The following is a 25,902-nucleotide window of genomic DNA, read 5'->3' as shown; positions in this document are numbered from 1 at the left end:
GATTACCTCACCATATCCATGACGGCCTTCAGCATCTCATCCACGGTCGAGACGAGTTTGGCTGCGGCTTTGTAGGACTGTTCGACATCGAGCAGCATTGAGAGTTCTTCGTCGAGACTGACCGCCGTCTTGGAGGAGTAAGTCTGGAACGTGCGCTCGTAGAGCGCCTGCTTGTTTTCGTTCGCCGTCGTCGCATTCGAGCGCAGTTCTTCGAGCCAGCCGATCGAGTTGCTGGCGAAGGACAGCACACTTGCACTGGTCTTCAGATCGGCGTCGGAGGAGAAGTCGCGATTGGCGGCGAGTTCGTCGACATAGCTGTTGATCAGAGCGGTGAAACCCGAGGATCCATCAACGTTCTGCACATAGGCAGCGCCATTGATGCCACCGTCACGGATCAGCATGGGATCGCCGCCGGAATCCGAGCGGACGGCCGGATTGACTTGAATGAGGGCAGCCAGTCCAGGCTCTACCGTTCCTGTCAGGGGAACGGTGCCGGTCGGCCAGGTGAACAGGCCGGGCAGTTCGCCGCCGCCGCCGATGTCGGCTTCTTGGAAGGCTTCGATCAGGCCACGAGCGATTTCATCGAGCTGGGTCTGGAAGGTTGGCGCAATGACGTCGCGGATCTGCACGAGCGAAGCCAGCGAACCCTGACCGTCGGTATTGCCGCCGACGCCAGCACGAACTGCAGTGCCGTCGATGTAGATCGCATTGCCGGAGACTGTCGAGTCATAGGTAAAGGTGCGCGCGAAGCTGACTTCGCGCGGTTCCGTCTCGAACAGCGTCGTGCCATCGTAGGTGTAAAGAACCATGTCGCTGTTATCGCGCATGTTCACGGTGACGCCGACGATCTTCGAGATCTCCTTGAGGAGCGTGTCGCGCCGGTCGAGATAGTCGTCGGCATTGCCGCCGGTCGCCGTCTGACGCACAACCGTGTCGTTGACGATCTTGAACTCGGCGAGCAGCTTGTTCAGCGACTCGACCTGCTGAAACATCTGAGCATCGGTATCTTCACGCAGTTTCTGCGTCGTCTTCGTCGTGTTGTTGAGCGAATTGACGACGTCTATCGCATCCGTCACGACCGTAGAGGCGAGCGCATATTCCCCCGGTGCCGCGGCGAAGGCCTGCAGGCTGCTCTGCAGGTTCGCGAGATAGTTAGATGGCGACAACTCCTTGTCGTTGCCGCCAAGCGCGTTGGAAAGTGTGGTCAGCCCGTCCAGAAGGGTCGACTGCGCACTCTGCTGCGCCGTCGACGATGCCATCTGGCGCAGCAGAGCCATCTGCTGCGAGCGTTCGTTCTGCACCGTCGAGAAACCGTAAACGGTCTGTGTGACCACCGCGTCACGGCGAACGTAGTTTTCGTTGCCGGTGTTGGCGATGTTCGTCGAGATTACGGACGTCTGCTGCGACGTGTTCCGGAAAATCGAATTGGCCGTATTCAGTGACGATGCAAGCGACATAGGACTAACCTACTCTTTCGATTATCTCTTCAGGTTGACCAGGACTTCCATCAATTCGGAGCCGGTCTGGAATACCTTGGAGTTTGCAGTGTAGTTGCGCTGGGACTCGATCATGGCCGTGAGCTCTTCAGCGACATCCACGTTGGAGTCTTCAAGCGCACCGGAGAGGATCGTGCCAAAGCCGCTGGAGCCGGCATAGCCGAGGATGACCACGCCCGAACTGTTCGACTGGGTGTACATGTTGCCGGCGACCGGATTGAGATTGTCCGGGCTCTGGACACTGGCCAGAGCGACGCGGAAAGTCGGCACCAAATCACCGTTGTCGTAGGCAATCGACACGATGCCCTTGTCATCGATTTCGTAACCTTTGACCTTCGAGGCAGCGTTGCCATCCACCTTGCCCAACTGGACGGAGAAATCCGAGGCGAGCTGGGTCGTAGCACCGATATTGATTACGATGCCGTTCGTGGGGTCGCCGACCTCCGCACCCTCGACAGTGTAGGGATCAAGCGTCAACTCGGCTGGATCGGGAGATACGAGTTTGCCGTCAACGTCAAAAACCAACGTTTCCGGTGCAAGAACCTGGGTGCCGGTGTCTCTTTCAACCGCAGAGACCTCCCACGTGTTGTCGTTAATCTTCTCATAGGTAAAATCGATCAATCGGCTTGATCCCTGACTGTCGAAGACGGTCAGAGACGTCTTCTTGATGTCAGAGGCAACCCCTACTTCGGCCGAGTTGGGCAGGTTCACGTTCAGTGTACCTGTCAGTGATCTGACTGCCGAAATTCCCGAACCGGAGAGGTCCACCGGCTGCAAGCCATCGAAGCCATTCACAACGATCGTCGGATCGACGTCGGAATCGTAGGGATAACCCTGCAACGTATAGCCAGCCGTGTTCTTCAGAGTGCCGTCGTCCTGGAGCACGAAGGAGCCGGCACGGGTCATGTAGGGGGTGCCATCGTCGCCCTTGACGATGAAGAAGCCGTCGCCATTGATGGCGAGGTCCGTCGTCGACGTGGTGTAGCTGAAGGTGCCCTGGCTCGAGATCGAATAGCGAACCTGCGTCTCGACGCCACCGGAATTGTAGGCGCCGTTCGTGGTCGGCAAAATCATCGACGAAAATTGCACAGAGGCCTTCTTGTAGCCGACAGTGCTGGAATTGGCGATGTTGTCAGCGACGGTGCTCAGCCGGTTCGACTGGGCATTCATGCCGGAGACACCCGTTCGCATGGTTCCGTAAAGGCTCATGTCAAAATCCTCGTTTGCTAGTCGATTTGGAGAGTATGAGGTGGGCCTTGCGTGAAGCTGTCTGGCTTGAGCGCCCAGCTGTTTTTCCCTCGCGTCGAGGAAAAAATGCGGCCGCTCAAGGGCGGCCGCAGGTAGATCAGCTCCAGTCGATGCAGTAGCCGAGAAAGCGTTTGGAATCGACAGGATCGAAACCCAGCTTCTTGCGCAGCTTCTTGCGAAGCTTGGAGATGTGGCTTTCAACGACGTTCTCTTCGACTTCCTCGTCGAAGATACCGTAGATCGCGTTGAAGATCTGGGTCTTCGATACGCGCCGGCCGCGATTTGCGACCAAATATTCGAGGATGCGGCGCTCGCGGCGCGGCAGGGCGAAGACGTCGCCGGCGATCTCGGGATCACGGCCGTCGGAGAACACCTTGATCGGGCCGATCTCGGTGAAGTTGGTGATTGCCCGCAGACGCCGGCGGATTGCCGCCGCACGCGCCAGGATCTCACGGGGGTGCACAGGCTTGCGAACGACGTCGTCGACGCCGCAATCAAAAAGTGCCAGAGTTGCCTCGAGGGATGGCTGATCGCTAACCGCGATCACCGGTGCCTGGGTCCTGTCGCGAATTGCACGCGGCAATTCGAGGGTGGTCTCGCCTTGGCCGAGCACGAATGCCTCAACCGCCGCGATGTCGGAATCGGCCGCCGTATTGACCCATTCCCCGAACTCGCGGGGGTCGAACCCCGTCGAGGGAATCCCCTCGCGTCCAAATAGTGATGTGTATCCGTCTTTCACGAGCTCGCGCTCATCTACCACGACGATCATTCAGCCGCCTCCGAATCAGTGTGGTGTTTCGATGCACCATGGGTACGAATCGGGGGATTCATGAACAACTAGGAGAACTTAACCATAGTTATTAACGATTGATTAACCTTTTGGTGCCGATTTGAACTAGATCTAGTAGGTTTTTAACTAAATAGGCACTATTTTTCAGTGGAAAAGTTAACGCAAGTTTCGCACAAGGTCTTGCTAGACCTCGGCGTACCGCAGTGTCGCCACAATTGGCAAATCGGCACAATCGTGGCTGTCAAACAACTCCAGATTGTTATTCACCGCAAAATTGTCGCGCATTAGGCGTCCAATTTCCGTATCCCGTTGCGACCAGATTGGAGATCACACGGCACACGTAGCGCTTCTGGGCGGGATCATTGTTGGGGCCCGCGTGATAGCGGGCGACCGCCATCGTCCAGGTTTCGTGACGATTGTGGAGGTTGCTCAGGAAGCGAGCTGCATATTCCACGTTTCGCCGCGGATCGAACATCGCCTCCACAGAGGTAAAGTGCTCCCCATGGAAGTGCTGATTGATCTGCATGCAACCGACATCAATGAGCTTCGCGCCCCCGGTCCGCGCACGCTCGAAGGCATCGAGTGCTGCGTCCAGATCGTCGAAATAGTAGGCTTTTCCCTCGACGTTCATGGCGTAGGGCGCCAAGCTCCCCTTGCGGCCGGTCTCTGTCAGGCCGACCGAATAGAGGATGCCTTCGGGAACGCCGTATTTGGCAGCGGCCGCGCTGATGGCGCCCTCACAGGCACCGCGACTTGCCTCTGCCTCAGACGTAAAGCTGATCAGGGCGAGCGCCGCGATTGCCGGAAGCGGGAACATCCGTCGTATCAGCCACACGCTCATCCGTCATCCTCACGGTATTTCCTGGCGCGTCACCGCGCTGCTGTCGTTCACCGCCCTGATTTCCGGGCTGGAATGTCTGTTGACCGGCCTGCTGGTTCTGGGAACCATTCTGTCCAGCGTCCGCGCTCCGATCGGCCGACGAGGCCTGCATGGTCACCTGGACCTGGTCGACAACGAGACCCTGCGCCCGGAGTGCCTTCAGGATGTCGCTCTGATCGTTGGAGAGCTGGCGGAAGGCCGCCGCATTGTCCACGGTCAACTGAACGCTCAATTCTTCGCCGGACAGGCGCAGAGTTGCGGTGACGCTGCCGAGGTCAATCGGCGTCATCTGGAGCTTCAACGTATGCACCACCTTGCCCTGGCTGGACTGGGCGGCGGCATTGGCGAGCTCGGAGCCGGGCGCCATGGCGCCGAGCCAGTCATTGTCGCCCAGCATCGCTGCGGTGATGGACGCCGCATTGGACGTCGAGACTGGAGCGATGTAGCGGCGGCTGTCGACCACCGTGACCGTTTCGACGACCTTCTGCTCCGCCTGTTCTGGAGAAGACGCAGCCTCCCCGCGCAGAACAAGCGGCTGGCCCTTGCCGTCGGCGCGGACGAAGCGGAAATCGCGATCGCCGTCAGAGCTGTCGTCATCCGAAGCTGTGCTATTGGCCGCATCACGGGTCTTGGCATCGGCGAGGTTGCCTGGAAGAACCTTCTGCTCGTCCTTAGCCGCCTTATCGCCCTTGGTGGGCTCCTTGCCTTTTTCGGTCGGATCGATCTTGCCGCCTGCCAGAAGCTGGAGCACATCGGCGAGATCCGCCACGGGGGTTTCGGGCGCAGTCGCCTCGCCTGCAGCCTGTTCGGCCGCGACCGGTTCGCCTTCTCCGGTTTCCTTGCGATCCCGGACCGCAGCCATGGCCTTGGCCAATTGCGCCTTCAGTTCCGGATCGAGGCCTTCGATCTCGACCTGAGGCTCCTTGTCACCTCGGGAGTTTCCATTACCCTTGGCCTGCGCCTTGGCGAGAGCACGGATCAGATCCCCCGTCGAGATGTCATCCGGCAGCGCGTCGAGCTGCGCCAGCAAAGCTTCGTCGATGGCCGGGAAGGATCGCTCCCCTGCCCGTGTCGCCGTCTTTGTTGTCGGCTGATCGACATCTGCATCTGAAGCATCCGTTTCGTCGCGCGTGCGATCCTGCCTCGACGCGCCAGCCTCCTGTTCGCCGGATTTGGAGAGCACCTTGGAGAAGCTGCTATCGTCCGCCGCCTTGTCTGCGCGGCCCGATCCGGCCGAAGCCGCCGAGCCATCCGTCGCGGGCATTCTGGGGGCTGAGAGTGCGTCCATCATCTTACGGGCCTTCTTTCTGGAGAAGATCGTCAATTGCGTCGAGCTTCGAGCGTCCGGAATCGACGAAGCTGCGCAGCTCCGGGTCGATTTCGGCTTGCTCGGCAGGGAGTGTCGCGGATGCGCTGGCAGCCGGCTGCGCCGGCTCAGTCTGGGCAACCGGGGTCGGCTCCGGCTGGGCAAACGGGTCCTGCAGGTCGGGATCAGCCGCTGCGGATTGTGCCGGGTTCTCGATGCTCACGGCCTCGGCCGAAGGAGTCTGGGAACGCTGAACCGGCTCGGGCTTTCGCAAAACTTCCTTGGCTATGGTTTCAGCCGCTTGCCGAAGCGCGCGATCGCGGGGCGACAGCATGTCTTCCGGGACCTGCATGAGGGCGGCCATGGCGTCGTCGACATTCTCGGTCGGGACACGCACGAGGCTGCCATAAAGTTTCGCCAGTGCGTCGGCGCCTTCCTCGGTGCCGGAAAGCAGCTTCGCCTGCTCGGCCGCCATCGTCGCCAGTTGCTTGCGCCCTGCAATGGCCGCCTCACGGGCGATCCGGAGATAGACCTCACGGCGCCGATCCGCATCCATGTAGCCAAGCGTGGCTTCGATATCGGTGGGCTTCAGCACCTCGTAATGCTCGACCACGAAGCGGACGAACAGATCGGCGAACTGGCTGGCATAGGGAGAATAGAGAAAGCGACGGGCATAGCCATTGGCATAGAGCGAGGCCTTGTCGACGATCTTGGCGTCGACAGCGACCGCAAGCGACCGACGCAGGGCCGCCTCCTCGACGATGGTGCCGGGCGCCGTGAGACGGGCCCAATCGTAGAACTTGAGCGCACCGGCCGGATCCCTTGTCAGGGTCACATTGCCGGCGACCAGCGCCAGATAGGGGCCGATCTTGTCATTCTTGTATTCCACGGCCATGTCGCCGAGGGTCTTGGCGATGAGCGTACCCTTGCCGCTCAGATACTTGCGGAGCGCATCACTGACCCGGTTGTCGAAATTGCCTTCAATGTCGCGGGCGACCAAGAATTCCAGGGTCGCCGGATTTCCTCCGCTCATCGCATAGATCAGTGCCGCATCGACATTGCGGGGATCCTGGAAGATCTTGGGGTCGGCAGTTCGCAAACGCTCGTCGATCGTGCCCAGCATGAACCGTTGCATGTCCGCGGCAGAATGGTCGCCGCGTACCACGGTGTCCTGAACGAATTGCAGCGAGCGCAGCATGCGATAGGGCTCGATCGTCTCGTCCAGCGACTGGGCATGGCCGAACGATCCGACCGAAAGGACGGTCAGACCGGACAGCAGCAGTCGGATGGTGAGACGCCGGATGCGCATGATTAGCCCTGCTCCGCTTCGATCAGGATCTCGATGCGACGATTGGCATCCGCCAGCGGATCCTCCGGCACCTGCAGGCGCCGATCGGCAAAGCCGGAGACCTGCTCGACCCGATCCTCGTTCAGACCGCCGCGCACCAGCATGAAATAGGCGCTGTGGGCGCGTGCCATGGAAAGCCGCCAGTTGTCATTCTCGGTGCCGCGGAACGGGCGGGCGTCCGTATGGCCACGGATCACGATCCGGCCTGGCTTTGCCTGCAGGATCTGGCCAAGCCTCTCCATGGCAATCACGAGTTCGCGGCGCGGCACGGCCGAGCCGACATTGAACATGGCGGCATCGCTCTGATCGCTGATTGTGACCAGCAAACCACCTTCCGCCGGTGTGACGAGGAGCCCTTCGGCCAGCTTGCCGGCGGCACCGCCGATGGCATTCTCAATTTCTGCTTTCAGCTTGTCAGCCGCAGCAAGCTGCACTTCGAGTTGCGCCTCGGCAGTGTCAGGCTTCTCGCCGACCCCATCGAGCGGCTGTTCGGTCTGACCGATTTTCGCTGCTTCAGCGTCGGCAGGCTTGGCGGCGGTCATCGCTTCTGACGGCGTGGCTGACGGGTCCGGCTTCCGGCCCGGCACCACGAGAGCGATCTGCTGCTCGGGCTCGGTCGAAGGTTCAGAGATGTCGGTCTCGGACGGCGGCGCGGTCTGCGCCTGCTCGGCCGGGGTTTGCGCGTCGGTCGGTTCACCCGGGGGGCCATTGGAGGTCTGAACCTGCTGCGTCCAGAAATCCGGATCGAAGGGATCGCGATAGGCCTCACCGCCCTGGGCGCCGGTGGACGGACCTGAATCGGCTGCGCCACCTTCGCCCTTGGCGCTGACATTGGCTTGCTGCCCGACTTCCTGGGCGATTTCAGCCAGAACCGAATAGGGATTTTCGAAGAAGTCCGCTTCAGAATAGTTGGCTTCGTCGCCCGAAGACGCCGTCTGGTCGTCGCCGGTAGCGGCTGCGGAACCGACCTTGTCCTGATCTTCGTCGACCTGGGAACGTTCCTTCTTCTCCTCGCCCTCGCTCGTCTCGACCGGCTTCTCAAGCCCCTTCTTGGTGGGCTGCTCGTCAGACAACTGGATAGGGTTGAAGTAGCTTGCGACCGAGGCCTTGGTTTCCTCGTTGGCGGCGTTCACCAGCCACATGACGAGGAAGAAGGCCATCATGGCGGTCATGAAGTCGGCATAGGCGATCTTCCAGGCACCACCATGGGCACCGTCGTGGTCACCCTTGTGGCGTTTGACGATAATGATTTCGTTCTTGCCGTGGTGATGATTGTCTTCGCTCATGCCAGCACTTTCTTCAGGCTCGCCGTAAAGGCCGAGATGCGGGTGACGAGCGCGGCATCGCCGAATTCAGCCGAGAGATCGAGGTCCGGATCTTCGACATGGCGCAGGAAGCCTGTCTGCTCCGGCATTTCCGACTGCAGCTTTTCAAACAGGAGACGAGGTCCCTTGACCTCGATCGTACCTGCCTCGCCCGCAGTGATGGCTGCCTTCAAAAGGTCAGCGAGATCTTTGACGGCCTTTTCGGCAAGCGCCTCGCCGATGGCCGGAGCGAGCGCAATCGCCGCTTGTTCGCTCACGGCAAGCGAGAGCCTCTCGATCACGTCCGGCAGCTTCGTCGCGAGCAGGTCTGCAAACTCGTCACGCAGTTTCTGGTCACGCTCGGCCAGCGCCTGGGCGTGGGCGATCTCCATCGCCTGGCGATCCACCTCGAAACGTTCCGCAGCGGCCTTCTCCCCGGCTTCATGGCCCTCGGCATAGGCCTCGCGTTTGATGGCCTCGACGTCGACTGTCTCTGGTTCGGGAAGCGCTGGAAAGTCCATGTCGAAGGCATCCACCGACGGCATGTCGAACGCCGGCGCCGGCGGCGCAGGCGGCGCGACCGACGTCGAGAAGTCCTTGAGATAACGGGCCAAAGGCATGCTCATGGGCAATCGCCTCCATCGGCGACAGTTTGGACACGGCTGACGTGCACTTGCAGGAGAAGAAGATCAAACATCAGCATGTCCGTACGCGTTCTCTCATCTTCAAGGATCGACCTATGCTCATTCGGCACGGCTTGGCTTCTGGTGCCACGTGCGCTTCCTCAAGCTAGGGGTTCAAACTTGCGCGAAGATGAATGAGGTTTGCAGTCGGCCTGCTTCAGAACGGCACGGTTACGCCGACTGCCTGCGCAGCCGGCGTTTCAGGGCTTATCGCTGGAAGAGCGTGAGAAGCTTTTCGGCGCTGCTGTTGGCTATCGAGAGTGCCTGGATGCCGAGCTGCTGCTGGGTCTGCAGCGCCTTCAGACGCGTCGATTCCTCGTTCATGTCGGCATCGACCAGACGCCCAATGCCCTTGTCGATCACGTCCATGAGGTTCGAGACGAAGTTGTCCTGCATCTCGATGCGGCTGGTGATCGCGCCGAGGGTGGCGGCGGCGTCGGTCAGCTGCTGGATGACGTTGTCAACGACAGCAATCATGTCGTCGATTACATCATCGGGAGTGTCGGTCTCTATCGCGATCTCGTCGCCGCCCGTCGGCCCTCCCATGTCTAGGAGGTAATATTCGCGCGTGCCGGTGCCGGTGTTGCGCAGGGCATCGGCATCAATCGACTTGGTGAGAAAGCCGCGAGACGCATCCTGGGTGTCGATCAGCACGGATTCAGCGGTGTCGAAGTCGAGGGTCGTGACCTGAACGCTGCCGTCTGCTCCGCGGACGAAGGAGGAAACAACCTGCTTGGTGCCGAGCTCCAGCGCATTGGTGTTGTAAAGCCAGTTTTCACCCGAGAAGGATGCGGACTGGGCCGAGGAAATCAGCTGGTTTTTCAGCTGCGTCATTTCCTCGTTGATCTTGTTCTTGTCGACGCCCGGTTCGCGGGCGGCAACCAGCTTCGCCTTGATCGTGGACATCACGTCAACGACATTGTCGAGCGCCGTGTAAGCGGTATCAACGGTTGCCGCACCGAGGCCGAGTGCGTCGGAAACTGTCGAGAGCGCAGCATTATCGGAGCGCATCGTCGTGGCAATGGACCAATAGCCGGCATTGTCGGCTGCCGTTTCGACCCGGTAACCCGACGAGACCCGCCGCTGGGTCATCTCGAGATTGTTGTCGATCGAACGAAGTGTCTGCAGCGCCGCCATGGCGGCCGCATTGGTCATAATACTGGTCATGCTTGGTGCCCCTAAGCGTAAAGGACTGCGCATCCGGCGGCTCGCCGGCAAGACGGGAGGGCATCATGCAGAACGCGCATAGGCGCGGTCCCCGTCACTGTTAACAAATCGTTAATAGTGGCAGTTAACAAACAGACCAAGGACATGGCAAGGCACCGGCTTGTCTTTTGTCGTCCAAACGAAAATGCCAAAAGTTTCGCGCAAGGCTCAAACGAAAATCCGCGCCTCTTGCGAGGCGCGGATTCACACCGATAACATCCGACACTGTCAGGGCGGGACGAAGTCGCCCCTAGCCAGAGCGCCGCTTACTGACGGAAGAGTGTCAGGATGCTCTCGGAAGAGGTGTTGGCGATCGAGAGCGACTGGATGGCCAGCTGCTGCTGGGTCTGCAGTGCCTTGAGGCGGGTCGATTCTTCGTTCATATCGGCATCGACGAGACGGCCAATACCGCTGTCGATCGAGTCGGTCAGGGCCGCAACGAAGTCTTCCTGCATGCCGATGCGCATCGAGATGGAGCCGAGAGCGGCGGCCGCACTGGTCATCTGCTGAAGGCCGTACTCGACGAGCGAGAGGGCTTCCTGCATGCCGGGGGTGGTCAAGCCGGTAATGTCCAGCTGATCGATGGAAACGCCGGCGATTTCGGCGGCTGGTGCCCCGACTGCGCCGTCATTGTCCCAGTCAACAAAGGCATCGAAGGTGTCGGACACACTGCCGATGATGCCGGAGTTGTAGTCGATCAGACCGTTCGCATCGCCGCCGTACAGCACGGTCATGCCATCGGGCGTCGTCGCATCGAGAGAATAGAGCGTCGTTGATACCGAAACATTACCGTTTGAGTCACGAATGAAACCGGAGACAACCGTCACTTCGACGGGGGCAGTCACCGTGTCATTGCCGGTTGCGACCCAGTTCTGGCCGCTGAAGCTCGCCGATTCCGAGATCGAACGAAGCTGTTCCTGCAGCTGGTCGATCTCTTCCTGGATCTTGGTCTTGTCGACGCCCTGTTCAGTGGCGGCAACAACCTTTGCCTTGATTTCCTTCATCACCTCGATGGAGCTTTCCATCGCGGCGTAGGCGGTATCGATTTTTGCAGCGCCGAGGCCGAGGGCGTCCTGGACGGCTGAAAGAGCCATGTTGTCGGAGCGCATCGTGGTTGCGATCGACCAATAGGCGGCGTTGTCGGAAGCTCCTCCGACACGCAGACCGGAGGACACACGCGCCTGGGTGTCCTGCATCTTCGAGTCGATCGAGCGGAGAGTCTGGAGTGCAGCCATCGCTGCGTTGTTCGTCAAAATGCTGGTCACGGTCGTGTCCCTTAAATGGCTAGATTTGGGGACATCCCGGTCTTGTCCGGGAACGATGATCTGGCCTAATGCCGTTAACCAGTTCTTCGTCTTGGTTAACTCATCGTTACATGAGCTCATCTAACGACTGTATGGTTAACGCATGGTTAAAGAGATCTGATAAATTCGTTAAAACGCAAAAAGCCGCCCCGGAGGGCGGCTTCGATGCTGGATCTCTTCAGTCTTAACGGAAGAGCGAGAGGATGACTTCCGAAGAAGAATTGGCGATCGAGAGCGACTGGACTGCCAGCTGCTGCTGAGTCTGCAGTGCCTTGAGGCGGGTCGATTCTTCGTTCATGTCGGCGTCAACGAGGCGGCCGATACCGGAGTCGAGCGAGTCAGACAGCTTGTTGGCGAAATCTTCCTGCAGTTCGATGCGCATGGAAATCGAACCGAGTTCAGCACCAGCGCTGGTCATTGCGGCCAGGGCTTCATCAACCAGGGTCAGGGCCTCTGCCATCTCTGCACCTTCAAAGGTGGAGATGTTGAGTTCGTATACGGAGACGCCGATGGTCGCACCGCCCGAAGTCCCAAGGATGCCAGTCGCCTGATTGATGCCGCCGGCACCGTCACCGCCGAACAGCAGCGTACCGTCAGCAGTATCCGTCAGGGAATATGTCGTCGTTTTGACGGATACGGCATTGTTAGCGTCGCGTACGAAGCCCGAAACGACGGTCACGTCTGCGGCGTCACCAGCGATCCAGTTTTCGCCCGAGAAGGACGCGGATTCGGCAATCGACATCAGCTGCGCCTGGAGCTGGGTGATCTCTTCCTGAACCTTGTTCTTGTCAACGCCTTCTTCGGTTGCGGTGACCAGCTTTGCCTTGATTTCCTTCACGACTTCGATGGCGGACTCCATACCGGCATAGGCGGTATCGACCTTCGAAGCGCCCAGGCCCAGAGCGTCAGAGACGGCAGAGAGGGCCATGTTGTCGGAGCGCATGGTGGTGGCGATCGACCAATAAGCAGCGTTGTCGGAAGCTTCGCCGACGCGCAGGCCGGAGGAAACGCGGCCCTGGGTGTCTTCCATGCTGCTGCCGATCGTGCGCAGCGTCTGGAGTGCCGACATTGCGGCGATATTGGTAAGAATGCTCGTCATGGTAGTATTGCCCCTTGAATGGCTGACTAAGAAGGGACATTCCGGTCTCACCGGTAACGGCGCACAGCATCATGCCTGCTAACTGGCTGAAATGTATAAGTTAGCTCGCCGCTTCGATAAGCTTAGATAAAACCATCAAGGTTAATGAAGGCCTAAACGAACCGATGCATCGGCGGATTTTTGATTTTTTTTGCAACCTTCGCGCGTACGCGCGCGTAGCAGATCATGATTAATAAAACGCAAAGGCCGCGCTCGTTTCCGAACGCGGCCTTCGTGTAGCTTCCGATCCGGTTCAGCCTCCGGAGGGTTAAGCCTTCCCTTCGCGCGCCTCTGGTCAGCCACCAAGGCATAATGGCGTCGGGATCGTCTAGCCGGCCCTCACGGGCCGACTTGATCGTGCGATTAACGGAAGAGCGACAGGATGTTCTGCGAGTCGCTGTTGGCGATCGAGAGCGCCTGGATGGCCAGCTGCTGCTGGGTCTGCAGGGCCTTGAGGCGAGTCGACTCTTCGTTCATGTCAGCGTCGATGAGACGACCAACGCCCTTTTCGATGGCGTCAGACAGCTTCTGCGAAAAGTCGGTCTGCAGTTCGATACGCGAAGAAATCGAGCCGAGCTTTGCCGCAGCGCTGGTCATCGACGTCAGAGCGGTTTCGACGTCAGTCAGCAGGTTGCCAAGCGCAGTCGCATCGGTGTCGTTGTCGATCGTGAAGGCGTATACGCTCTGGGTACTTGCGGTACCTGCTGTGCCAAGGATGCCGGTGGTTGCGGTGATAGTCCCATCCGCAGCGGTCTGGAACAGCATGTTGGTGTCGTCAAGGGTCACCGTGGTGGACTTGACCGAAACAGTGTTGTCGGAAGCGCGTACGAAGCCCGTGATAACGCTTACTTCGGTGCCATCTTCATTGGCGAGCCAGTTCTGACCATTGAAGGCCGCTGACTCGGCTACCGAAAGAAGCTGTTCCTGAAGCTGAGTAATCTCTTCCTGGATCTTTTCTTTATCGACGCCCTGCTCCTGGGCAGCCACCAACTTGGCCTTGATCTCCTTCACGACATCAATAGCCGACTCCATACCTGCGTAAGCGGTGTCAACCTTGGCAGCGCCAACGCCGAGAGCATCCGTTACGGCGCTCAACGCCATGTTGTCGGACTTCATGGTGGTGGAGATCGACCAGTAAGCAGCGTTGTCAGAGGCCTTGGAGACCTTCATGCCGGTCGAGATGGAGTTCTGCGTCGATTCCATGCTGGAAGCGATCGAGCGCAGGGTAGAAAGCGCGGACATCGCGCTGGAGTTGGTCAGAATGCTGGCCATAGGATTTGTCCCTTAAAAACGAGATACAAGAGGGGACATACCGGACTGAAAAACTTACCGGTCACGGACGTTCGGCATCATGCCTTTTGGTATTTTTCGTTGCTACCAGACCCGTCGTGCGAGGTCCAAACTCGCAGCCAATCCTTGCCAACTTCTTTACATTTGGAGGTAGTTCAGGGGGCGCTGACGACGTGGTAAATCGCCCGTAAGGGAGCGTAGTGAATCAACCGTAAGCAGGGATGGTTAACTCAAACGAACGATCGGACGAGGCTGCCGACGAGCAGGTTCCAGCCGTCGATCAAGACGAAGAAAAGGATCTTGAACGGCAGGGAGATCGAGGTGGGCGGCAACATCATCATACCCATGGCCATGGTGATGGTGGCGACCACCATGTCGATGACGAGGAAGGGCAGGATGATCAGAAAGCCGATCTCGAAGCCGCGCCGGATTTCCGACAGCATGAAGGCCGGGATGAGGACACGGTAGTCGACCTGGCCGTCGACGATGGTTGTCTGGCCGCGCTCGTTGGCGATGTCGACGAAAAGCGCGAGATCCCGGTCGCGCGTGTTCGCCGTCATGAAGGCGCGGAACGGCTCGGCGATGAGGGCGACCGCTTCTGCCTCGGTGATCTGATTGTTGATGAGCGGCTGCACGCCTTCGCGCCAGGAGCGGTCCATGGTCGGCGCCATGACATAGAAGGTCATGAACAGCGCCATGCTGGTCAGGATCATGTTCGATGGCGTGGTGGCAAGCCCCATGCCGGAGCGCAGAATGGAAAATGCGATCAGGAAACGGGGAAAGCTCGTGACCATGATCAGAATGCCGGGCGCGATCGACAGCACCGTCAGCAGACCGAAGGTACGAATGATCCACGCCGCCACCGATCCATCGATCGGGGTGTTGAAGATATCCGTGGGCAACTGCTGGGCCACAGCCAGTTGCGGCGCCATCATCATGACGGCGACGAGGAGTAGAAACCGAATCATTCGATCACGAGCGTTCTGAACATCACCTTGGATACGCGGCCTTCCGAGCGCAGGTCAACTCGCTCCTGAAGGTCATCCTTGAGATATTGAAAGCCGCGTGGGCCCTCGACCTGCTGCAGAGATACGGTGCGCAAATAGGCCATGATGTCCTGGTGCACTGCCTCGGCGATCTGGACATCCGGCGGGCCATTGAACATCAAGGCCACTTCCAGACGGATCCAGTTTTCTGAGGGGTATGCGAGGTTGGTCGTAATCGGCTCGAGCGCCACGACGCCATTGGCCTCGGTGGAGATCTTGGGGAGCCCCTCCTCGTCCTTCTTGGCCTCACCACCATGTCCCCCGGCCGCCGCTTCCGCCGCCTTGGCAGCGTCTTCGGCCTGCTTGACCTGAGGTGCGAGCATGTTGCCGATCACCCAGCCGCCACCGCCACCGACGGCGGTGAGGACCACCAGCGGGATGACGAGCGCCATAAGCCCCGACTTCTTCTTGCCTTCGCCTTCCTGACCTTCTTCCATGTGCCTTGCCTCCCCCGCGTCAGAACGGCGAGTAGATGTCGACGACCTGCTGGCCGATCGGCGGCTGCTGGACCTCGGTCAAACGGCCGCGACCACCATAGGAGATGCGGGCTTCGGCGATCCGGTCATAGGAGATCTGGTTGTCTGCATTGACATCCTGAGGCCTGACGATACCGGCGACGTTCAGGATGCGAAGCTCGTGGTTCACACGCACTTCCTGGGAACCGCTGATCAGCAGGTTGCCGTTTTCAAGCACACCCGTGACGACGGCTGCGACCAGAAGGTTCAAGCGCTCCGAACGCTCAGTCTTGCCCGATCCCTTGGAGCTCGTGTTGGAATCGGTCGAGAGATCGCCGGACGTTCCCGTATCGGTCGAGAAGCCTAGGAAGTTGGAGACGTTCGCACCCCAGCTCAGACCGGTCCCATTGGTGCGGCTGCGGTCGGTCTTGTTGTCGAACGAGGCCCGATCATTGATCTCGATATTGACGGTCAGGATGTCGCCGACATTCAGCGCGCGCGCATCCTTGAACAGGGCGGACTGGCTGTCGCTCCACAGGGAATAGCCGCTGGCCGTCTGCGCCTGCTGTTTCGGATACATGGCCATCTGCGGGGTCTGGCTGTAACGCAGTCCGGACCCGATCGGGCTCATCGACGGTGCGTTGCCGATCTCCTTGACGGTCTGGCTCTGGCAGCCGGCGAGGAGAAGAACGGCCAGCAGTGCCGGGAAACGCTTCATCATGATGGGTCCTTCGATGTATTGGGGTCGCCGGCGCTCGACATGATCGAAGCGACCTGGGCAGCCTTGCCCGGGCTCATCTCGGTCAGGATCAGGCTCGACTGGCGCGGCGGCAGTTTCATGATGATGGCGGCCGCCAGCATCACGTTGGTCTCCTCAAGTTGAGGTGCTGCCGCATCCGGCGCCATTTTCCGGTAGATTTCGACGAGCTGCCCTTCGGCCTGCTTCATGAATTCGTTGCGGCGGGTCAGCCAGTCCTCGTATTCCTCACGGCGCTGTTCGAGGATGGCGATACGGCTGTCCACATCGGCCTGCAGCTTGTCGAGTTCCTGCTTCTGCAGAAGGTAACGCTGGTCGCGTGCTGCATCCGCGATGCCGGTGCAGAACTGGCGGATTTCAGCCTCAGTCGCGCTTTCGGGCGGTTGTTGCTGACCGACCGCGTTCTGGGCAAAGGCCGGCAGGGTCGCGACGGTGACGACGAGAGCCACATTGCGCAGCGACTTGGCGGAAGGGCGAATACGATCGAAAAGGTTCATTGCAGCACGAGCTCCGCTTGCAGGGCGCCGGCAGACTTGATGCCCTGGAGGATGGCGATGATGCCGTCCGGCTTGATCCCAATGCTGTTAAGCCCGCTGACGAGGGTTCTGAGATCCGGACCATCGACGATGGCGATCTGATCGCCTTCCTGCCGGATCGAGATATCGGTCTGCGGCTGGACTGCCGTCTCACCGCGCGAGAAGGCCTCTGGCTGGATGATTTGCGGGGTTTCCTGCACCTGGACGGTCAGCGTCCCGTAGCTCACGGCAACGCGCGAAACACGAACGTCGGCGCCGATGACGATCGTACCGGTGCGCTCGTTGATGACGACGCGGGCCGGCGAATCCGTTGCGACGACCAGATTTTCGATATCGGCCATCAGGCGCGCGAGGTCTGCCGTGCGGGGCTTCTGGACAACGACTTCCTGGCTGTCGCGCGCCTCGGCGATCGGCGCGCCATAGTTGGCTGCCGCATAGGCGTTGATCGTATCGGCGATGCGAAGCGAGGTGGTGAAGTCGGCGTTGCGGAGCTGCAGCACGAGATTGACGCTGTCCTTGAACTTGGACGGCAGCTCGCGCTCGATGATGGCACCCGTCGGCACGCGGCCGGACGTGGTGATGCCTTGCTGCACGGCTGCAGCGTCACCCTGGGCATTGAAGCCCGAGACGACGACAGACCCCTGCGCAACGGCGTAGATCTGACCGTCGGCGCCGGTCAGCGACGTCATGACCAGCGTGCCGCCGCGCAGCGACGTTGCGTCACCGAGCGAGCTCACGGTCACGTCGATGCGGCTTCCCGGGCTCGCGAAAGGCGGCAGGTTGGCGGTGACCATGACGGCTGCGACATTCTTGGCGTTTGACTGCCCACCCTGGGTCGAAATGCCGAGGTTCTGCAGCATCGCGCGCATCGACTGGTCGGTAAACGGCGAGGAGCGCAGGCTGTCGCCGGTTCCTTGCAGACCGACCACGAGGCCATAACCAATGAGCTGGTTGTCGCGTCCGGACTGGAGCGAGGCGATGTCCTTGATGCGCGAATTGGCGCTCAGGGCCGGCTCCAGGGGGGCCATGACCAGCGCCAGCGCGCAGAGCGCGATCCGCATGGGAGCAATCAATCTCATTTTGCCATCACCTGTACCGTGCCATCCGCCATGACCGTGCCAGACACGATCGAGCCGGAATCGATATTGCGCACCTTCACGACCTCACCGACGGACGCGTCGGTCAGCGGCGTGCCACTGGCGCTGATCAGCATGGTGCCGATCGAAAAGGTCAGACGAACGCTGCTTCCGCGCTTGACGGCGAAGGCTTCGCGAAGCCCGTGGACCGGAATGGTCCGACCGGGGAGCAAGGTGCGCTTGGCCACCATGCCGACCACTTCGTCCTTGGTGCGGGCATAGCCTCCGGCGAGATTGGGATTGGTCACGGCGACCACATCGACCTGCTCGGATGCAATGATTTCGCCGGGATAGATCACCCGCTTGGGGATCACGGCCGTGTTCTGCGCCAGGGCACCGCCGGCGCCGAGGCCCATTGCGGCGACGGCGAGAGCCATCGCGCGCAAGGCATGTCCGAATTTCCGGCGAAACCTCATGTTTGCCTCCAGTTGTCTTACTTGAGGTTCTTGCTGACGATCTGAGCCATCTCGTCGGCAGTGGTGATGACCTTGGAATTCATCTCGTAGGCGCGCTGAGCCGAGATCATGTCCGTGATCTCCTTCACCGAGTCGACGTTCGAGGCTTCCAGATAGGACTGCTTGATGTAGCCGAAGCCCGGATCTTCCGGGGCGCCCACGATTGCGGCACCCGAGGCTGCGGTCTCGGCAAACAGGTTGTCGCCAAGCGGCTTCAGGCCGGCTTCGTTGACGAAGTTGGCAATCGTCAGCTGTCCGAGGTCGGTGTAGTCGGCATCGTTGCCGATGCGTGCCTGAACCTGGCCGGTACGGCTGATCACCACTTCGCTCGCATCCTGCGGGATCGTGATCTGCGGCGTGACGAGGTAACCGTCGATCGTGACCAGCTGGCCCTCGGCATTCATGTTGAACGCACCGGAACGGCTGTAGAGCGTGGCGCCGTCAGGGCTTTCGATCTGGAACCAGCCGCGGCCGATGAGCGCGAGGTCCAGTTCATTGCCGGTCTGGGTGAGCTGGCCCTGGGTGTGAATGTTGCGGACGGCGGCCGTCTGAACGCCGAGACCGATATTCGCGCCTTCCGGCACGATTGCCTGGTTGGCACGGTTCGGCACGCCCTGGGCGCGCTCCGTCTGATAGAGAAGGTCGGAGAATTCAGCACGCGCCCGCTTGAAGCCGGTGGTGTTGATGTTCGCGATGTTGTTCGCGATGACTTCGAGATTGGTCTGCTGGGCGTCCATACCCGTGGCTGCGATGGCAAGCGCTCTCATAGTTCGGTACCCCTGCTAGATTTGCATCTTCGTGATTTCGAGATAGGCGTTGACGATCTTGTCGCGGAACGCGATCGCCGTCTGGAGCGACTGCTCGGCCTGCATGACGGCATCGACCACCTCACGGGTGTTGGCCTTGCCCAACAGGCCGTCGAACGACGTCTGCTCGGCCTTTTTCAGGTTGTTGGCCGCGTCCGCCGCGACATTGCCGAGGGCGGCCATGAAGGTCTCGCCGGTCATGGTGCCGGGCGTCGTACCCTCGGCGGTCAGGCCCTTCGACGAAAACGAGCTGGACAGTGAATCCAGGCCGCCGATGCCCGACAATGCGCTGGTCTTGGTGATAGATTCGATCATTGCGAGGCCTTCAGAAGCGCGATTGTCTGGGAAATGATGTCTCGGGTCTGCTTGATCGTCTGCAGGTTGGCTTCGTAAGTCCGATTGGACTCACGCATGTCGGCCATCTCGATCAGGATGTTGACATTCGGCATCTTGACGATGCCGCGCTCGTCGGCAGCCGGGTTGCCCGGATCGAATTCTTCAATGAAGTCGGCAAGGTCGACGCCGAGCTTCTTGACCTCAACGGTATTTGCGCCGGTTGCGCGATCCAGTTCGGCCCCAAACGTAATCGTCTTGCGGCGATAGGGATCGGCGCCGGGCGTATCGCCCGTGGTGCGCGCATTGGCGATGTTTTCCGATACGATGCGAAGTCGGGTCGACTGGGCTTCAAGCCCACTTCCCGCAACGCGCAGAGTTGCCAGCAAAGGATCAGTCATCAGCGTTTCACCGTCATAAGCATCATGCGATGGAAGGAGGACATCAACGAGGTGTTGAGCTCGTGATTCCGCTTGATCTCGCCCGTCTTTCTCAGTTCGTCCGAGAGCGCGACCGTGTTTCCCGACTCCTGGATGCCGATCTCATTGTTGAGTTCTTCGTCGACGACGGCGATGTTGCGATCGCTGAAGTCGTTGGCAGCCATGTGGCCCGGCTGAGTGACGGCCATACCCTGCACGGTGCTTGTCCGGTCCAGGACCGCACTGAAGGGCGTGATATCCTTGGCCAGAAATTTCGGGGTATTGGCGTTGGCGATATTGGTCGCCACGACCTGCTGGCGCACCGAAAGCCATTCCGCCTGTCTGGATGCCAGCTCGAACAACTGGATGGGATTCATGGGCGTCACTCCGTCTTTTACTGATCGGAGCCTAGGCCCTTAATCTTGCGTGGGACTTGCCCGCCCCCACGCCTTTCAATTGTTTCGAACGACCTCGCCGGTCGACGTGACAATCACCCATTTTCCGTCCCGCTGCTCGAGCGTGGCGACGCGGCTGTTGTCCGGCAGGATCGAACCGACACGCACGAGAAACATGCCGGACTTGTCTTCGATCAGTGCACGACCATTGGCGACATGCAGGAGACGGAAGCCGCTCTTGCCGGGGAATGGCTGCGAGCTCGGCATATCAAGCGCTGCCGGCTGTTCACGTCCCAGGGTCGGGACGGTCGCGGTGACGATCTGGTCGACCGCCTCCACTTCGCTATCATCATCATCTTCGTCGTCACGATCGACGAGAGCGAGCGGCGACACACTGAAGACGTCGCGTCCCGGGCCCTCGGGCAGATCGCGGGTGCGCTCCCAATTGGCCACACGGATACCGAACTTCTCTTCATTGAAGAAAACGTACCAGGGAAACAGGGCGGCACCGCACGCAAGTGCGATGCCGGCGAAGGCCAGGACACGGTCGACGGTCGGGACACGGCGCTTCGCCAGGACCGGTCGCAGCGGAGCCACGGGCTCGTCAGCATCGAAATCGGTCATGGTCATCCCCTTTGTCTCATGCCCTGCCCGCCGGCAGCCGCCTTGAGGGCGTTGGCCAGATCGGCATAGGCATCAAGGGCCGGTTTCTCGCCCGGCGTCTGCTTCAGAATGTCGTAGATGACCGGAACCTGCTTGATCGCCATGTCGAGATCGGGGTCGGAACCATTGCGGTAACCGCCGATCAGGCGCAGGTCTCGGGTTTCCTCGAAGCGATGGATCAGCGCCTTGAGGCGCGACACCAGCTTTTCCTGCTCGGCCGTCCAGGCCTTGCGAGCCAGACGTGAGATCGAGGTCAAAGGATTGATCGGCGGATAACGTCCTTCATCCGCAAGGGCGCGGTCGAGGACAATGTGACCGTCGAGAATGCCGCGTGTCGAGTCGGCGATCGGGTCGTTGTGGTTGTCGCCATCGACAAGGATCGAGATGATCGCGGTGATGGTGCCCGCCCCCTCCGCGCCCGGTCCGGCACGTTCGAGGAGGCGCGGCAATTCCGTGAAGACCGAGGCGGGATAACCGCGCGCGATCGGTGGCTCGCCGGCGGCCGTTGCCACTTCGCGGATTGCATGGGCAAAACGCGTGACACTGTCGACGATGAATAGGACGTTCTGGCCCTTGTCGCGGAAGTGCTCGGCGATGGTGATCGCCGTCAGAGGCGCCATCTTACGCAGCATCGGGCTTTCGTCACTGGTGGCGACCACAGCGATCGATTTCGCCATGTTGTCGCCGAGCGTATCCTCGATGAATTCGCGCACTTCGCGACCGCGCTCACCGACCAGGGCGATCACGACCTTGTCGAAGGCATCCGCTCTGGCGAGCATGGAGAGAAGTGTGGATTTGCCGACGCCAGATCCCGCGAAAATGCCGAGACGCTGGCCAAGGCAGAGGGGCGAGAAGATGTCGATGGCACGGACGCCGGTCTTGAACCCCGTCTCGACGCGGCTTCGGGTCATGGATGGAGGAGCGGTCGTCGAAATCGGTCGGCGTTCCGGTCCCGGCGACAGCGCCGGGCCGTTGTCGATCGGATCGCCGAGCGCGTTGATCGTGCGGCCACACCAGCTGTCATCGGGTGCGATGCGGAACGCGCCCTTGCGGATGACGACATCGTGGATGCCGATGGGTTCGCCGGGTTCGATCGGGCAGACGTAACAGACATCTGGCTCGACACGCACGACCTCGCCGAGATGCACGCCCGTCGAGGAGCGATGCGCGACGAATTCACCGAGGCGCACATGACGCGAAAGACCCGTCACCGTATAGTGTCCGGCAGCGATGGTGCGGACATGGCCGCCCTGCGTCACGGAATTGCTCGGCCGGGAATAACGCTGCGCCAGCGCCGCCAGTTGTCCGAGCTTGGGTGACAGCGGAAATTCGTCTGAAGTCGGCGCGCTCATGATAATCCGATCTCAGGCTCAGTTGCCGCCGCCGAGGACCTTGATCGCCTCGCTCATGGTATTCTCGCTCGAGCTGATCAGGGCGCTGATGGCTTCGAAGGCGCGATTGACCTGGATGAGCTGGGTCATCTCGCCGATGCCGTTGACGTTGGAGTTTTCGACATAACCCTGAAGAATCGAGATTTCCGGGTTGTCGACGACCGGCTGCGGGTTGTCGACGGTGGTCACGCCGCTGTTCTCATATCGAAGGAAGCCGTTGCGCACGTCCGCAGTGAAGACGCCGAGCGTGGCGACCTGGCGGCCGTCCTGTATGATCTGACCACCCGCACCGACTTCCGGCGGACCGCCGGCGCGGTTGAGCTGGATCGGCGCGCCGCCGGCATCGAGAACCGGGTAGCCGCGGGTCGAAACCAGTTCGCCGGTGTCGGTCATGGTGAAACGACCATCGCGAGTCAGCACCTGGCCGACCGGCGTGTCGATCGCAAACCAGGCGTCACCCTTGATCGCAAAGTCCAGCACATTGCCGGTCGAGATCAGTTCGCCGTTCTTCGTCGACAGATAGTCGTTGCCCTGGCTTACGAATGCGATCTTCGCATTGAGGTCGTTGCCGGTGCGGCTCAGCATCTCGTCGAATTTCACATCCGTCGAGCGAAAGCCCACCGTGTTCACATTGGCCATGTTGTCGGCGATGGTGGTGAGACGACGCTCAAGAGCCATCTGGGACGACAGGGACACATAGATACCGGATTGCATCGCTTGGCCTCCGCGAGTGAATAATATCAGTAAATCATTATTTAACGCAGGATAGCCTACGCTCCATTCCACTCTTCTTGCGGCAAAAGGCTTGCGCGAAACTGTCGGGCAGACACCCTGACTTGCCCGCCCATGCGCAGCCCAAAATTGGCGCTGTGATTCAGCCTCACGCAAGGCAGGGGCTCTATCGCTAACGGTGAATAGTAACGTTCGGGTGCGGGCAAAATGAACTTAATCGTCGGTTTCATCATCACACTGGGCTGCGTCCTAGGCGGCTTCATGGCCATGGGCGGCCATCTGGACGTTCTGGTCCAACCCTTCGAGCTCGTCATCATTGGCGGCGCGGGCATCGGCGGCTTCATCATGGCCAACCCGATGAAAGTCATCAAAGATACAGGCAAGTCGCTCGGCGAGGCCTTCAAGCAGACGGTTCCGAAGGAGCGCGATTATCTCGACGTTCTCGGCGTGCTCTACTCCCTGATGCGCGACCTCCGCACCAAGTCGCGCAACGAAATCGAAGCGCATATCGACAACCCGGAAGAATCCTCGATCTTCACAGCGGCCCCGAACCTGCTGAAGAACAAGGAACTGACCGCCTTCATCTGTGACTATGTCCGCCTGATCATCATCGGCAATGCCCGTAGCCATGAGATCGAGGCGCTGATGGACGAGGAAATCGAGACCATCCACTACGACAAGATGAAGCCTTACCACGCCATGACCGCCATGGGCGACAGCTTCCCGGCGATCGGTATCGTCGCGGCCGTTCTCGGGGTTATCAAGGCAATGAGCAAGATCAACGAGTCGCCGGAAGTGCTCGGTGGCCTGATCGGTGCGGCACTCGTCGGCACCATGCTTGGCATCTTCCTGTCCTACTGCCTCTGCAACCCGATCATCTCGCAGATCAAGGCCGTGCGCACCAAGCAGCATCGCCTCTACATCATCGTGAAGCAGACGCTGCTCGCCTACATGAACGGCTCGGTTCCGCAGGTGGCGCTGGAATACGGTCGCAAGACCATCTCCTCGCACGAACGTCCGTCGATCGACGCCGTCGAGCAGGAAATGATGAACCCGGGTGGCGGCGGTGAAAGCAAGGCGGCTTGATCATGACCGAGACCATCACTGAGACGGCACCCAGCATGGACCGCGCGCTGCTCGCCAAACTGACCGGCGGCCTGGGCGATTCGAAAACCCTGCAGCGCCTGTGCAGCGACTTCGGCCAGCTTTATGTCGAGTTCCTGCCCGACGTCTTCCACAGCGAGACGGGGCTCACCATGCAGGTTCACTACAACGGCCACGAAAGCGGCCTGATGACGGACCTGATCGCCGATCTCGGCGACAATGTTTCGCTTGCCGACGGGCAGTTGCGCAACTGGTCGCCGAACTTCGTGCTGGCATGCGGCAACAGCTTCGTCATCACGCTGATGGAGAACCTTCTCGGCGCCCTGCCGGAGACCATTCAGGAGCCGATCGAGCGTCCGCTTTCGCAGATCGAACTCGATTTGGCCGTCATGGTTTTCGACAAGATCGCGAACGTCCTGCGCTCGGGCGTCAACGCGCCTGGCGGGTTCGAGCCGCTGCTCGAGAAGGCTCACAACGCCGAAGACCGTCAGAAGCTAGAAGAAGATCATGTCGACGAATATGCGGTGACAGTGAAGCTCGGCATAACGCTCGGCCCGGTCACCTCGGAATTCTATCTGGTCATTCCGCAAAAAGCGCTGCTCAAGACCGTTGTCACGATACCGAAGTCGAAGAGCCAGGCCGGCAAGTCGAAGAAGGAATGGCAGGAACAGATCGCCGAGCAGGTTCGTCGCTCGCAGGTCACCCTGGAAGCCCGCGTCCGGCTCGATTCGCTGACCCTCGCCACCGTTTCGCGCCTTGTCGCCGGCGACGTCATCCCCTTCCACGACAAGGGTGACGTGATGGTGGATGTCAGCGCCAACGGCAAGAATCTCTACCGCTGCGAGTTCGGCCGCGCAGGCGACCGTTACACCGTGCGCGTGAAGGACAATGTGAGCAGCGAAGATGAGATTCTAAAGCATTTGATGAGCTAGCAATTTACCGGGGCTCGCCGCACGGCAGCTTGAGGCAAGTTTCAAGAGGAATAATCAATCCATGGCAACGAAGAAGACACCACCGAAGGATGACGACGCGCTGGCGATGCCGGGCGCGAGCGACACCGATTTCGACCAGGCCGTCGATGACCTGCGCGGCGTCCTCAAGGCGGATGCAGACGGCGGGCTCGGCGACTTCGGTTCGGACCTTGGCCTCAAGGACGACCCGCTCGCGGCGTTCGAATCGGATTTCGGCGGCGGCGCTGCAGCGGCCCCGAGCGATGACTTCGGGCTCGGCGATTTCGGTGGCTCCAGCGATCTCGGTGGTAGCAGCGATTTTGGCGGGACCAGCGACTTTGGCGGCTCCAGCGATTTCGGCGGCGGCAGCGACTTTGGCGGCGGCGCCGACTTCGGTGGAGCCAGCGGCACGCAGCCGGAACCGGGCAGCGGCCTGACCGCCAATCTCGACCTGATCATGGACATCCCGATCGAGGTCCAGATCGTGCTCGGCTCCAGCCGTATGCAGGTCTCCGGCCTGATGAACCTCGAAGAAGGCGCCATTATCGCGCTGGACAAGAAGATCGGCGAACCCGTCGAGATCATGGTGAATGGTCGTCGCATCGCGCGCGGCGAGATCACCGTTCTCGAGAACGACGATACACGATTTGGTGTCAAACTGATTGAAGTGATGGCGACCAAGACATCCTGACCCATGACGGGCCAGAGAGGACAAGACCATGATGGACTTC

28 protein-coding genes are annotated in these 25,902 nt (G+C 60.4%); 3 read left to right on the top strand and 25 right to left on the bottom strand.

Translation table 11 applies throughout. The features are described from left to right. Positions 1-2 precede the first annotated feature (2 nt). The 25 genes from flgK to flgF all read right to left on the bottom strand — a co-directional run bounded on the left by flgK (position 3) and on the right by flgF (position 23,099). Positions 3-1,457: a flagellar hook-associated protein FlgK gene (gene flgK, locus QWE_RS11925; RefSeq protein ID WP_006726379.1), complete on the bottom strand. Its 1,455-nt coding sequence runs from the start codon at positions 1,455-1,457 to the stop codon at positions 3-5. Positions 1,458-1,478: 21 nt separating this feature from the next. After that, a complete protein-coding gene (locus tag QWE_RS11920) occupies positions 1,479-2,705 on the bottom strand; it encodes a flagellar hook protein FlgE (protein ID WP_006726378.1) in 1,227 nt (408 codons plus the stop codon). Positions 2,706-2,841: 136 nt separating this feature from the next. After that, on the bottom strand, positions 2,842-3,513 hold the full coding sequence (rem, locus tag QWE_RS11915) for a transcriptional activator Rem (RefSeq protein ID WP_006726377.1): 672 nt from the start codon (positions 3,511-3,513) through the stop codon (positions 2,842-2,844). Positions 3,514-3,793: 280 nt separating this feature from the next. Next, the gene (locus QWE_RS11910) at positions 3,794-4,375 is read right to left on the bottom strand and encodes a transglycosylase SLT domain-containing protein (protein ID WP_240532539.1); all 582 of its coding nucleotides are present in this window, start codon (positions 4,373-4,375) and stop codon (positions 3,794-3,796) included. Beyond that, the gene (gene fliK / locus QWE_RS24420) at positions 4,299-5,705 is read right to left on the bottom strand and encodes a flagellar hook-length control protein FliK (protein ID WP_052018165.1); all 1,407 of its coding nucleotides are present in this window, start codon (positions 5,703-5,705) and stop codon (positions 4,299-4,301) included. The genes QWE_RS11910 and fliK overlap by 77 nt, the downstream gene beginning before the upstream one ends. A gap of 1 nt (position 5,706) precedes the next feature. Next, positions 5,707-7,032, bottom strand: coding sequence for a chemotaxis protein MotC (motC, locus tag QWE_RS11900; RefSeq protein ID WP_420804555.1), 1,326 nt, complete (start codon positions 7,030-7,032; stop codon positions 5,707-5,709). Next, the gene (locus tag QWE_RS11895; protein WP_006726373.1) at positions 7,032-8,354 is read right to left on the bottom strand and encodes a MotB family protein; all 1,323 of its coding nucleotides are present in this window, start codon (positions 8,352-8,354) and stop codon (positions 7,032-7,034) included. Before QWE_RS11895 ends, motC begins: the two co-directional genes overlap by 1 nt. Continuing rightward, positions 8,351-8,998 carry a FliH/SctL family protein gene (locus QWE_RS11890; RefSeq protein ID WP_006726372.1) on the bottom strand — a complete coding sequence of 216 codons (648 nt, stop codon included), beginning with the start codon at positions 8,996-8,998 and terminating at the stop codon, positions 8,351-8,353. Before QWE_RS11890 ends, QWE_RS11895 begins: the two co-directional genes overlap by 4 nt. Positions 8,999-9,262: 264 nt before the next feature. Further along, a complete protein-coding gene (locus QWE_RS11885; RefSeq protein WP_006726371.1) occupies positions 9,263-10,222 on the bottom strand; it encodes a flagellin N-terminal helical domain-containing protein in 960 nt (319 codons plus the stop codon). A 305-nt stretch (positions 10,223-10,527) separates the two neighbouring features. Next, complete coding sequence (locus QWE_RS11880; RefSeq protein WP_006726370.1) at positions 10,528-11,526, bottom strand: flagellin N-terminal helical domain-containing protein; 999 nt, start codon at positions 11,524-11,526, stop codon at positions 10,528-10,530. A gap of 223 nt (positions 11,527-11,749) precedes the next feature. After that, entirely contained in the window at positions 11,750-12,664 is a 915-nt protein-coding gene (locus QWE_RS11875) for a flagellin N-terminal helical domain-containing protein (RefSeq protein ID WP_006726369.1), read from the bottom strand. Positions 12,665-13,066: 402 nt separating this feature from the next. Further along, the gene (locus QWE_RS11870; protein WP_006726368.1) at positions 13,067-13,975 is read right to left on the bottom strand and encodes a flagellin N-terminal helical domain-containing protein; all 909 of its coding nucleotides are present in this window, start codon (positions 13,973-13,975) and stop codon (positions 13,067-13,069) included. A gap of 248 nt (positions 13,976-14,223) precedes the next feature. Beyond that, the gene (gene fliP, locus QWE_RS11865; RefSeq protein WP_006726367.1) at positions 14,224-14,961 is read right to left on the bottom strand and encodes a flagellar type III secretion system pore protein FliP; all 738 of its coding nucleotides are present in this window, start codon (positions 14,959-14,961) and stop codon (positions 14,224-14,226) included. Beyond that, a complete protein-coding gene (locus QWE_RS11860) occupies positions 14,958-15,476 on the bottom strand; it encodes a flagellar basal body-associated FliL family protein (protein ID WP_006726366.1) in 519 nt (172 codons plus the stop codon). The genes fliP and QWE_RS11860 overlap by 4 nt, the downstream gene beginning before the upstream one ends. Before the next feature lie 19 nt (positions 15,477-15,495). Then, positions 15,496-16,215 carry a flagellar basal body L-ring protein FlgH gene (gene flgH, locus QWE_RS11855; RefSeq protein ID WP_006726365.1) on the bottom strand — a complete coding sequence of 240 codons (720 nt, stop codon included), beginning with the start codon at positions 16,213-16,215 and terminating at the stop codon, positions 15,496-15,498. Beyond that, positions 16,212-16,748 (bottom strand): MotE family protein, encoded by a 537-nt coding sequence (locus QWE_RS11850; protein ID WP_006726364.1) that lies wholly within the window; start codon positions 16,746-16,748, stop codon positions 16,212-16,214. The genes flgH and QWE_RS11850 overlap by 4 nt, the downstream gene beginning before the upstream one ends. Then, positions 16,745-17,848: a flagellar basal body P-ring protein FlgI gene (locus tag QWE_RS11845; RefSeq protein ID WP_006726363.1), complete on the bottom strand. Its 1,104-nt coding sequence runs from the start codon at positions 17,846-17,848 to the stop codon at positions 16,745-16,747. The genes QWE_RS11850 and QWE_RS11845 overlap by 4 nt, the downstream gene beginning before the upstream one ends. Before the next feature lie 14 nt (positions 17,849-17,862). Continuing rightward, a complete protein-coding gene (flgA, locus tag QWE_RS11840; RefSeq protein ID WP_006726362.1) occupies positions 17,863-18,339 on the bottom strand; it encodes a flagellar basal body P-ring formation chaperone FlgA in 477 nt (158 codons plus the stop codon). Positions 18,340-18,356: 17 nt separating this feature from the next. Further along, positions 18,357-19,145, bottom strand: a complete 789-nt coding sequence (gene flgG, locus QWE_RS11835) for a flagellar basal-body rod protein FlgG (RefSeq protein WP_006726361.1) — start codon at positions 19,143-19,145, stop codon at positions 18,357-18,359. Positions 19,146-19,160: 15 nt separating this feature from the next. Next, on the bottom strand, positions 19,161-19,499 hold the full coding sequence (gene fliE, locus QWE_RS11830; protein ID WP_006726360.1) for a flagellar hook-basal body complex protein FliE: 339 nt from the start codon (positions 19,497-19,499) through the stop codon (positions 19,161-19,163). Beyond that, positions 19,496-19,918 carry a flagellar basal body rod protein FlgC gene (flgC, locus tag QWE_RS11825; protein ID WP_006726359.1) on the bottom strand — a complete coding sequence of 141 codons (423 nt, stop codon included), beginning with the start codon at positions 19,916-19,918 and terminating at the stop codon, positions 19,496-19,498. The genes fliE and flgC overlap by 4 nt, the downstream gene beginning before the upstream one ends. Continuing rightward, entirely contained in the window at positions 19,918-20,313 is a 396-nt protein-coding gene (gene flgB / locus QWE_RS11820; RefSeq protein ID WP_006726358.1) for a flagellar basal body rod protein FlgB, read from the bottom strand. Before flgB ends, flgC begins: the two co-directional genes overlap by 1 nt. A 75-nt stretch (positions 20,314-20,388) precedes the next feature. After that, a complete protein-coding gene (locus QWE_RS11815; protein WP_040300150.1) occupies positions 20,389-20,955 on the bottom strand; it encodes a hypothetical protein in 567 nt (188 codons plus the stop codon). Between the two features lie 2 nt (positions 20,956-20,957). Then, positions 20,958-22,346: a flagellar protein export ATPase FliI gene (gene fliI / locus QWE_RS11810; RefSeq protein ID WP_006726356.1), complete on the bottom strand. Its 1,389-nt coding sequence runs from the start codon at positions 22,344-22,346 to the stop codon at positions 20,958-20,960. A gap of 18 nt (positions 22,347-22,364) precedes the next feature. Continuing rightward, positions 22,365-23,099: a flagellar basal-body rod protein FlgF gene (gene flgF, locus QWE_RS11805; RefSeq protein ID WP_006726355.1), complete on the bottom strand. Its 735-nt coding sequence runs from the start codon at positions 23,097-23,099 to the stop codon at positions 22,365-22,367. 225 nt (positions 23,100-23,324) lie between these two features. Between flgF and motA the strand changes: the two genes are divergently transcribed. The 3 genes from motA (at position 23,325) to fliN (ending at position 25,862) form a co-directional block, all read left to right on the top strand. Beyond that, on the top strand, positions 23,325-24,203 hold the full coding sequence (gene motA / locus QWE_RS11800; RefSeq protein WP_006726354.1) for a flagellar motor stator protein MotA: 879 nt from the start codon (positions 23,325-23,327) through the stop codon (positions 24,201-24,203). Between the two features lie 2 nt (positions 24,204-24,205). Next, the gene (locus QWE_RS11795; RefSeq protein ID WP_085942933.1) at positions 24,206-25,153 is read left to right on the top strand and encodes a FliM/FliN family flagellar motor switch protein; all 948 of its coding nucleotides are present in this window, start codon (positions 24,206-24,208) and stop codon (positions 25,151-25,153) included. A 61-nt stretch (positions 25,154-25,214) separates the two neighbouring features. After that, a complete protein-coding gene (fliN, locus tag QWE_RS11790; RefSeq protein WP_006726352.1) occupies positions 25,215-25,862 on the top strand; it encodes a flagellar motor switch protein FliN in 648 nt (215 codons plus the stop codon). Positions 25,863-25,902: the final 40 nt, after the last annotated feature.

The sequence above is a fragment of the Agrobacterium albertimagni AOL15 genome, from assembly GCF_000300855.1.
In the GTDB taxonomy this organism is placed as follows: Bacteria; Pseudomonadota; Alphaproteobacteria; order Rhizobiales; family Rhizobiaceae; genus Allorhizobium; species Allorhizobium albertimagni.
This window is presented reverse-complemented; position numbering and strand designations above follow the sequence as displayed.

What these genes read in the sequence shown, in the direction of transcription:
- QWE_RS11885 (WP_006726371.1), bottom strand. Translation starts at nt 10,222, where the DNA reads ATGACCAGTATTATGACCAATGCGGCCGCCATGGCGGCGCTGCAGACA.
- QWE_RS11870 (WP_006726368.1), bottom strand. Translation starts at nt 13,975, where the DNA reads ATGGCCAGCATTCTGACCAACTCCAGCGCGATGTCCGCGCTTTCTACC.
- QWE_RS11890 (WP_006726372.1), bottom strand. Translation starts at nt 8,998, where the DNA reads ATGAGCATGCCTTTGGCCCGTTATCTCAAGGACTTCTCGACGTCGGTC.
- fliP (WP_006726367.1), bottom strand. Translation starts at nt 14,961, where the DNA reads ATGATTCGGTTTCTACTCCTCGTCGCCGTCATGATGATGGCGCCGCAA.
- flgG (WP_006726361.1), bottom strand. Translation starts at nt 19,145, where the DNA reads ATGAGAGCGCTTGCCATCGCAGCCACGGGTATGGACGCCCAGCAGACC.
- flgK (WP_006726379.1), bottom strand. Translation starts at nt 1,457, where the DNA reads ATGTCGCTTGCATCGTCACTGAATACGGCCAATTCGATTTTCCGGAAC.
- QWE_RS11875 (WP_006726369.1), bottom strand. Translation starts at nt 12,664, where the DNA reads ATGACGAGCATTCTTACCAATATCGCCGCAATGTCGGCACTCCAGACG.
- QWE_RS11845 (WP_006726363.1), bottom strand. Translation starts at nt 17,848, where the DNA reads ATGCGGATCGCGCTCTGCGCGCTGGCGCTGGTCATGGCCCCCCTGGAG.
- flgC (WP_006726359.1), bottom strand. Translation starts at nt 19,918, where the DNA reads ATGACTGATCCTTTGCTGGCAACTCTGCGCGTTGCGGGAAGTGGGCTT.
- fliN (WP_006726352.1), top strand. Translation starts at nt 25,215, where the DNA reads ATGGCAACGAAGAAGACACCACCGAAGGATGACGACGCGCTGGCGATG.
- fliK (WP_052018165.1), bottom strand. Translation starts at nt 5,705, where the DNA reads ATGATGGACGCACTCTCAGCCCCCAGAATGCCCGCGACGGATGGCTCG.
- QWE_RS11850 (WP_006726364.1), bottom strand. Translation starts at nt 16,748, where the DNA reads ATGAACCTTTTCGATCGTATTCGCCCTTCCGCCAAGTCGCTGCGCAAT.
- QWE_RS11860 (WP_006726366.1), bottom strand. Translation starts at nt 15,476, where the DNA reads ATGGAAGAAGGTCAGGAAGGCGAAGGCAAGAAGAAGTCGGGGCTTATG.
- QWE_RS11920 (WP_006726378.1), bottom strand. Translation starts at nt 2,705, where the DNA reads ATGAGCCTTTACGGAACCATGCGAACGGGTGTCTCCGGCATGAATGCC.
- rem (WP_006726377.1), bottom strand. Translation starts at nt 3,513, where the DNA reads ATGATCGTCGTGGTAGATGAGCGCGAGCTCGTGAAAGACGGATACACA.
- flgA (WP_006726362.1), bottom strand. Translation starts at nt 18,339, where the DNA reads ATGAGGTTTCGCCGGAAATTCGGACATGCCTTGCGCGCGATGGCTCTC.
- fliE (WP_006726360.1), bottom strand. Translation starts at nt 19,499, where the DNA reads ATGATCGAATCTATCACCAAGACCAGCGCATTGTCGGGCATCGGCGGC.
- QWE_RS11910 (WP_240532539.1), bottom strand. Translation starts at nt 4,375, where the DNA reads ATGAGCGTGTGGCTGATACGACGGATGTTCCCGCTTCCGGCAATCGCG.
- fliI (WP_006726356.1), bottom strand. Translation starts at nt 22,346, where the DNA reads ATGAGCGCGCCGACTTCAGACGAATTTCCGCTGTCACCCAAGCTCGGA.
- flgF (WP_006726355.1), bottom strand. Translation starts at nt 23,099, where the DNA reads ATGCAATCCGGTATCTATGTGTCCCTGTCGTCCCAGATGGCTCTTGAG.
- QWE_RS11795 (WP_085942933.1), top strand. Translation starts at nt 24,206, where the DNA reads ATGACCGAGACCATCACTGAGACGGCACCCAGCATGGACCGCGCGCTG.
- QWE_RS11815 (WP_040300150.1), bottom strand. Translation starts at nt 20,955, where the DNA reads ATGACCGATTTCGATGCTGACGAGCCCGTGGCTCCGCTGCGACCGGTC.
- QWE_RS11895 (WP_006726373.1), bottom strand. Translation starts at nt 8,354, where the DNA reads ATGAGCGAAGACAATCATCACCACGGCAAGAACGAAATCATTATCGTC.
- flgH (WP_006726365.1), bottom strand. Translation starts at nt 16,215, where the DNA reads ATGATGAAGCGTTTCCCGGCACTGCTGGCCGTTCTTCTCCTCGCCGGC.
- flgB (WP_006726358.1), bottom strand. Translation starts at nt 20,313, where the DNA reads ATGAATCCCATCCAGTTGTTCGAGCTGGCATCCAGACAGGCGGAATGG.
- motA (WP_006726354.1), top strand. Translation starts at nt 23,325, where the DNA reads ATGAACTTAATCGTCGGTTTCATCATCACACTGGGCTGCGTCCTAGGC.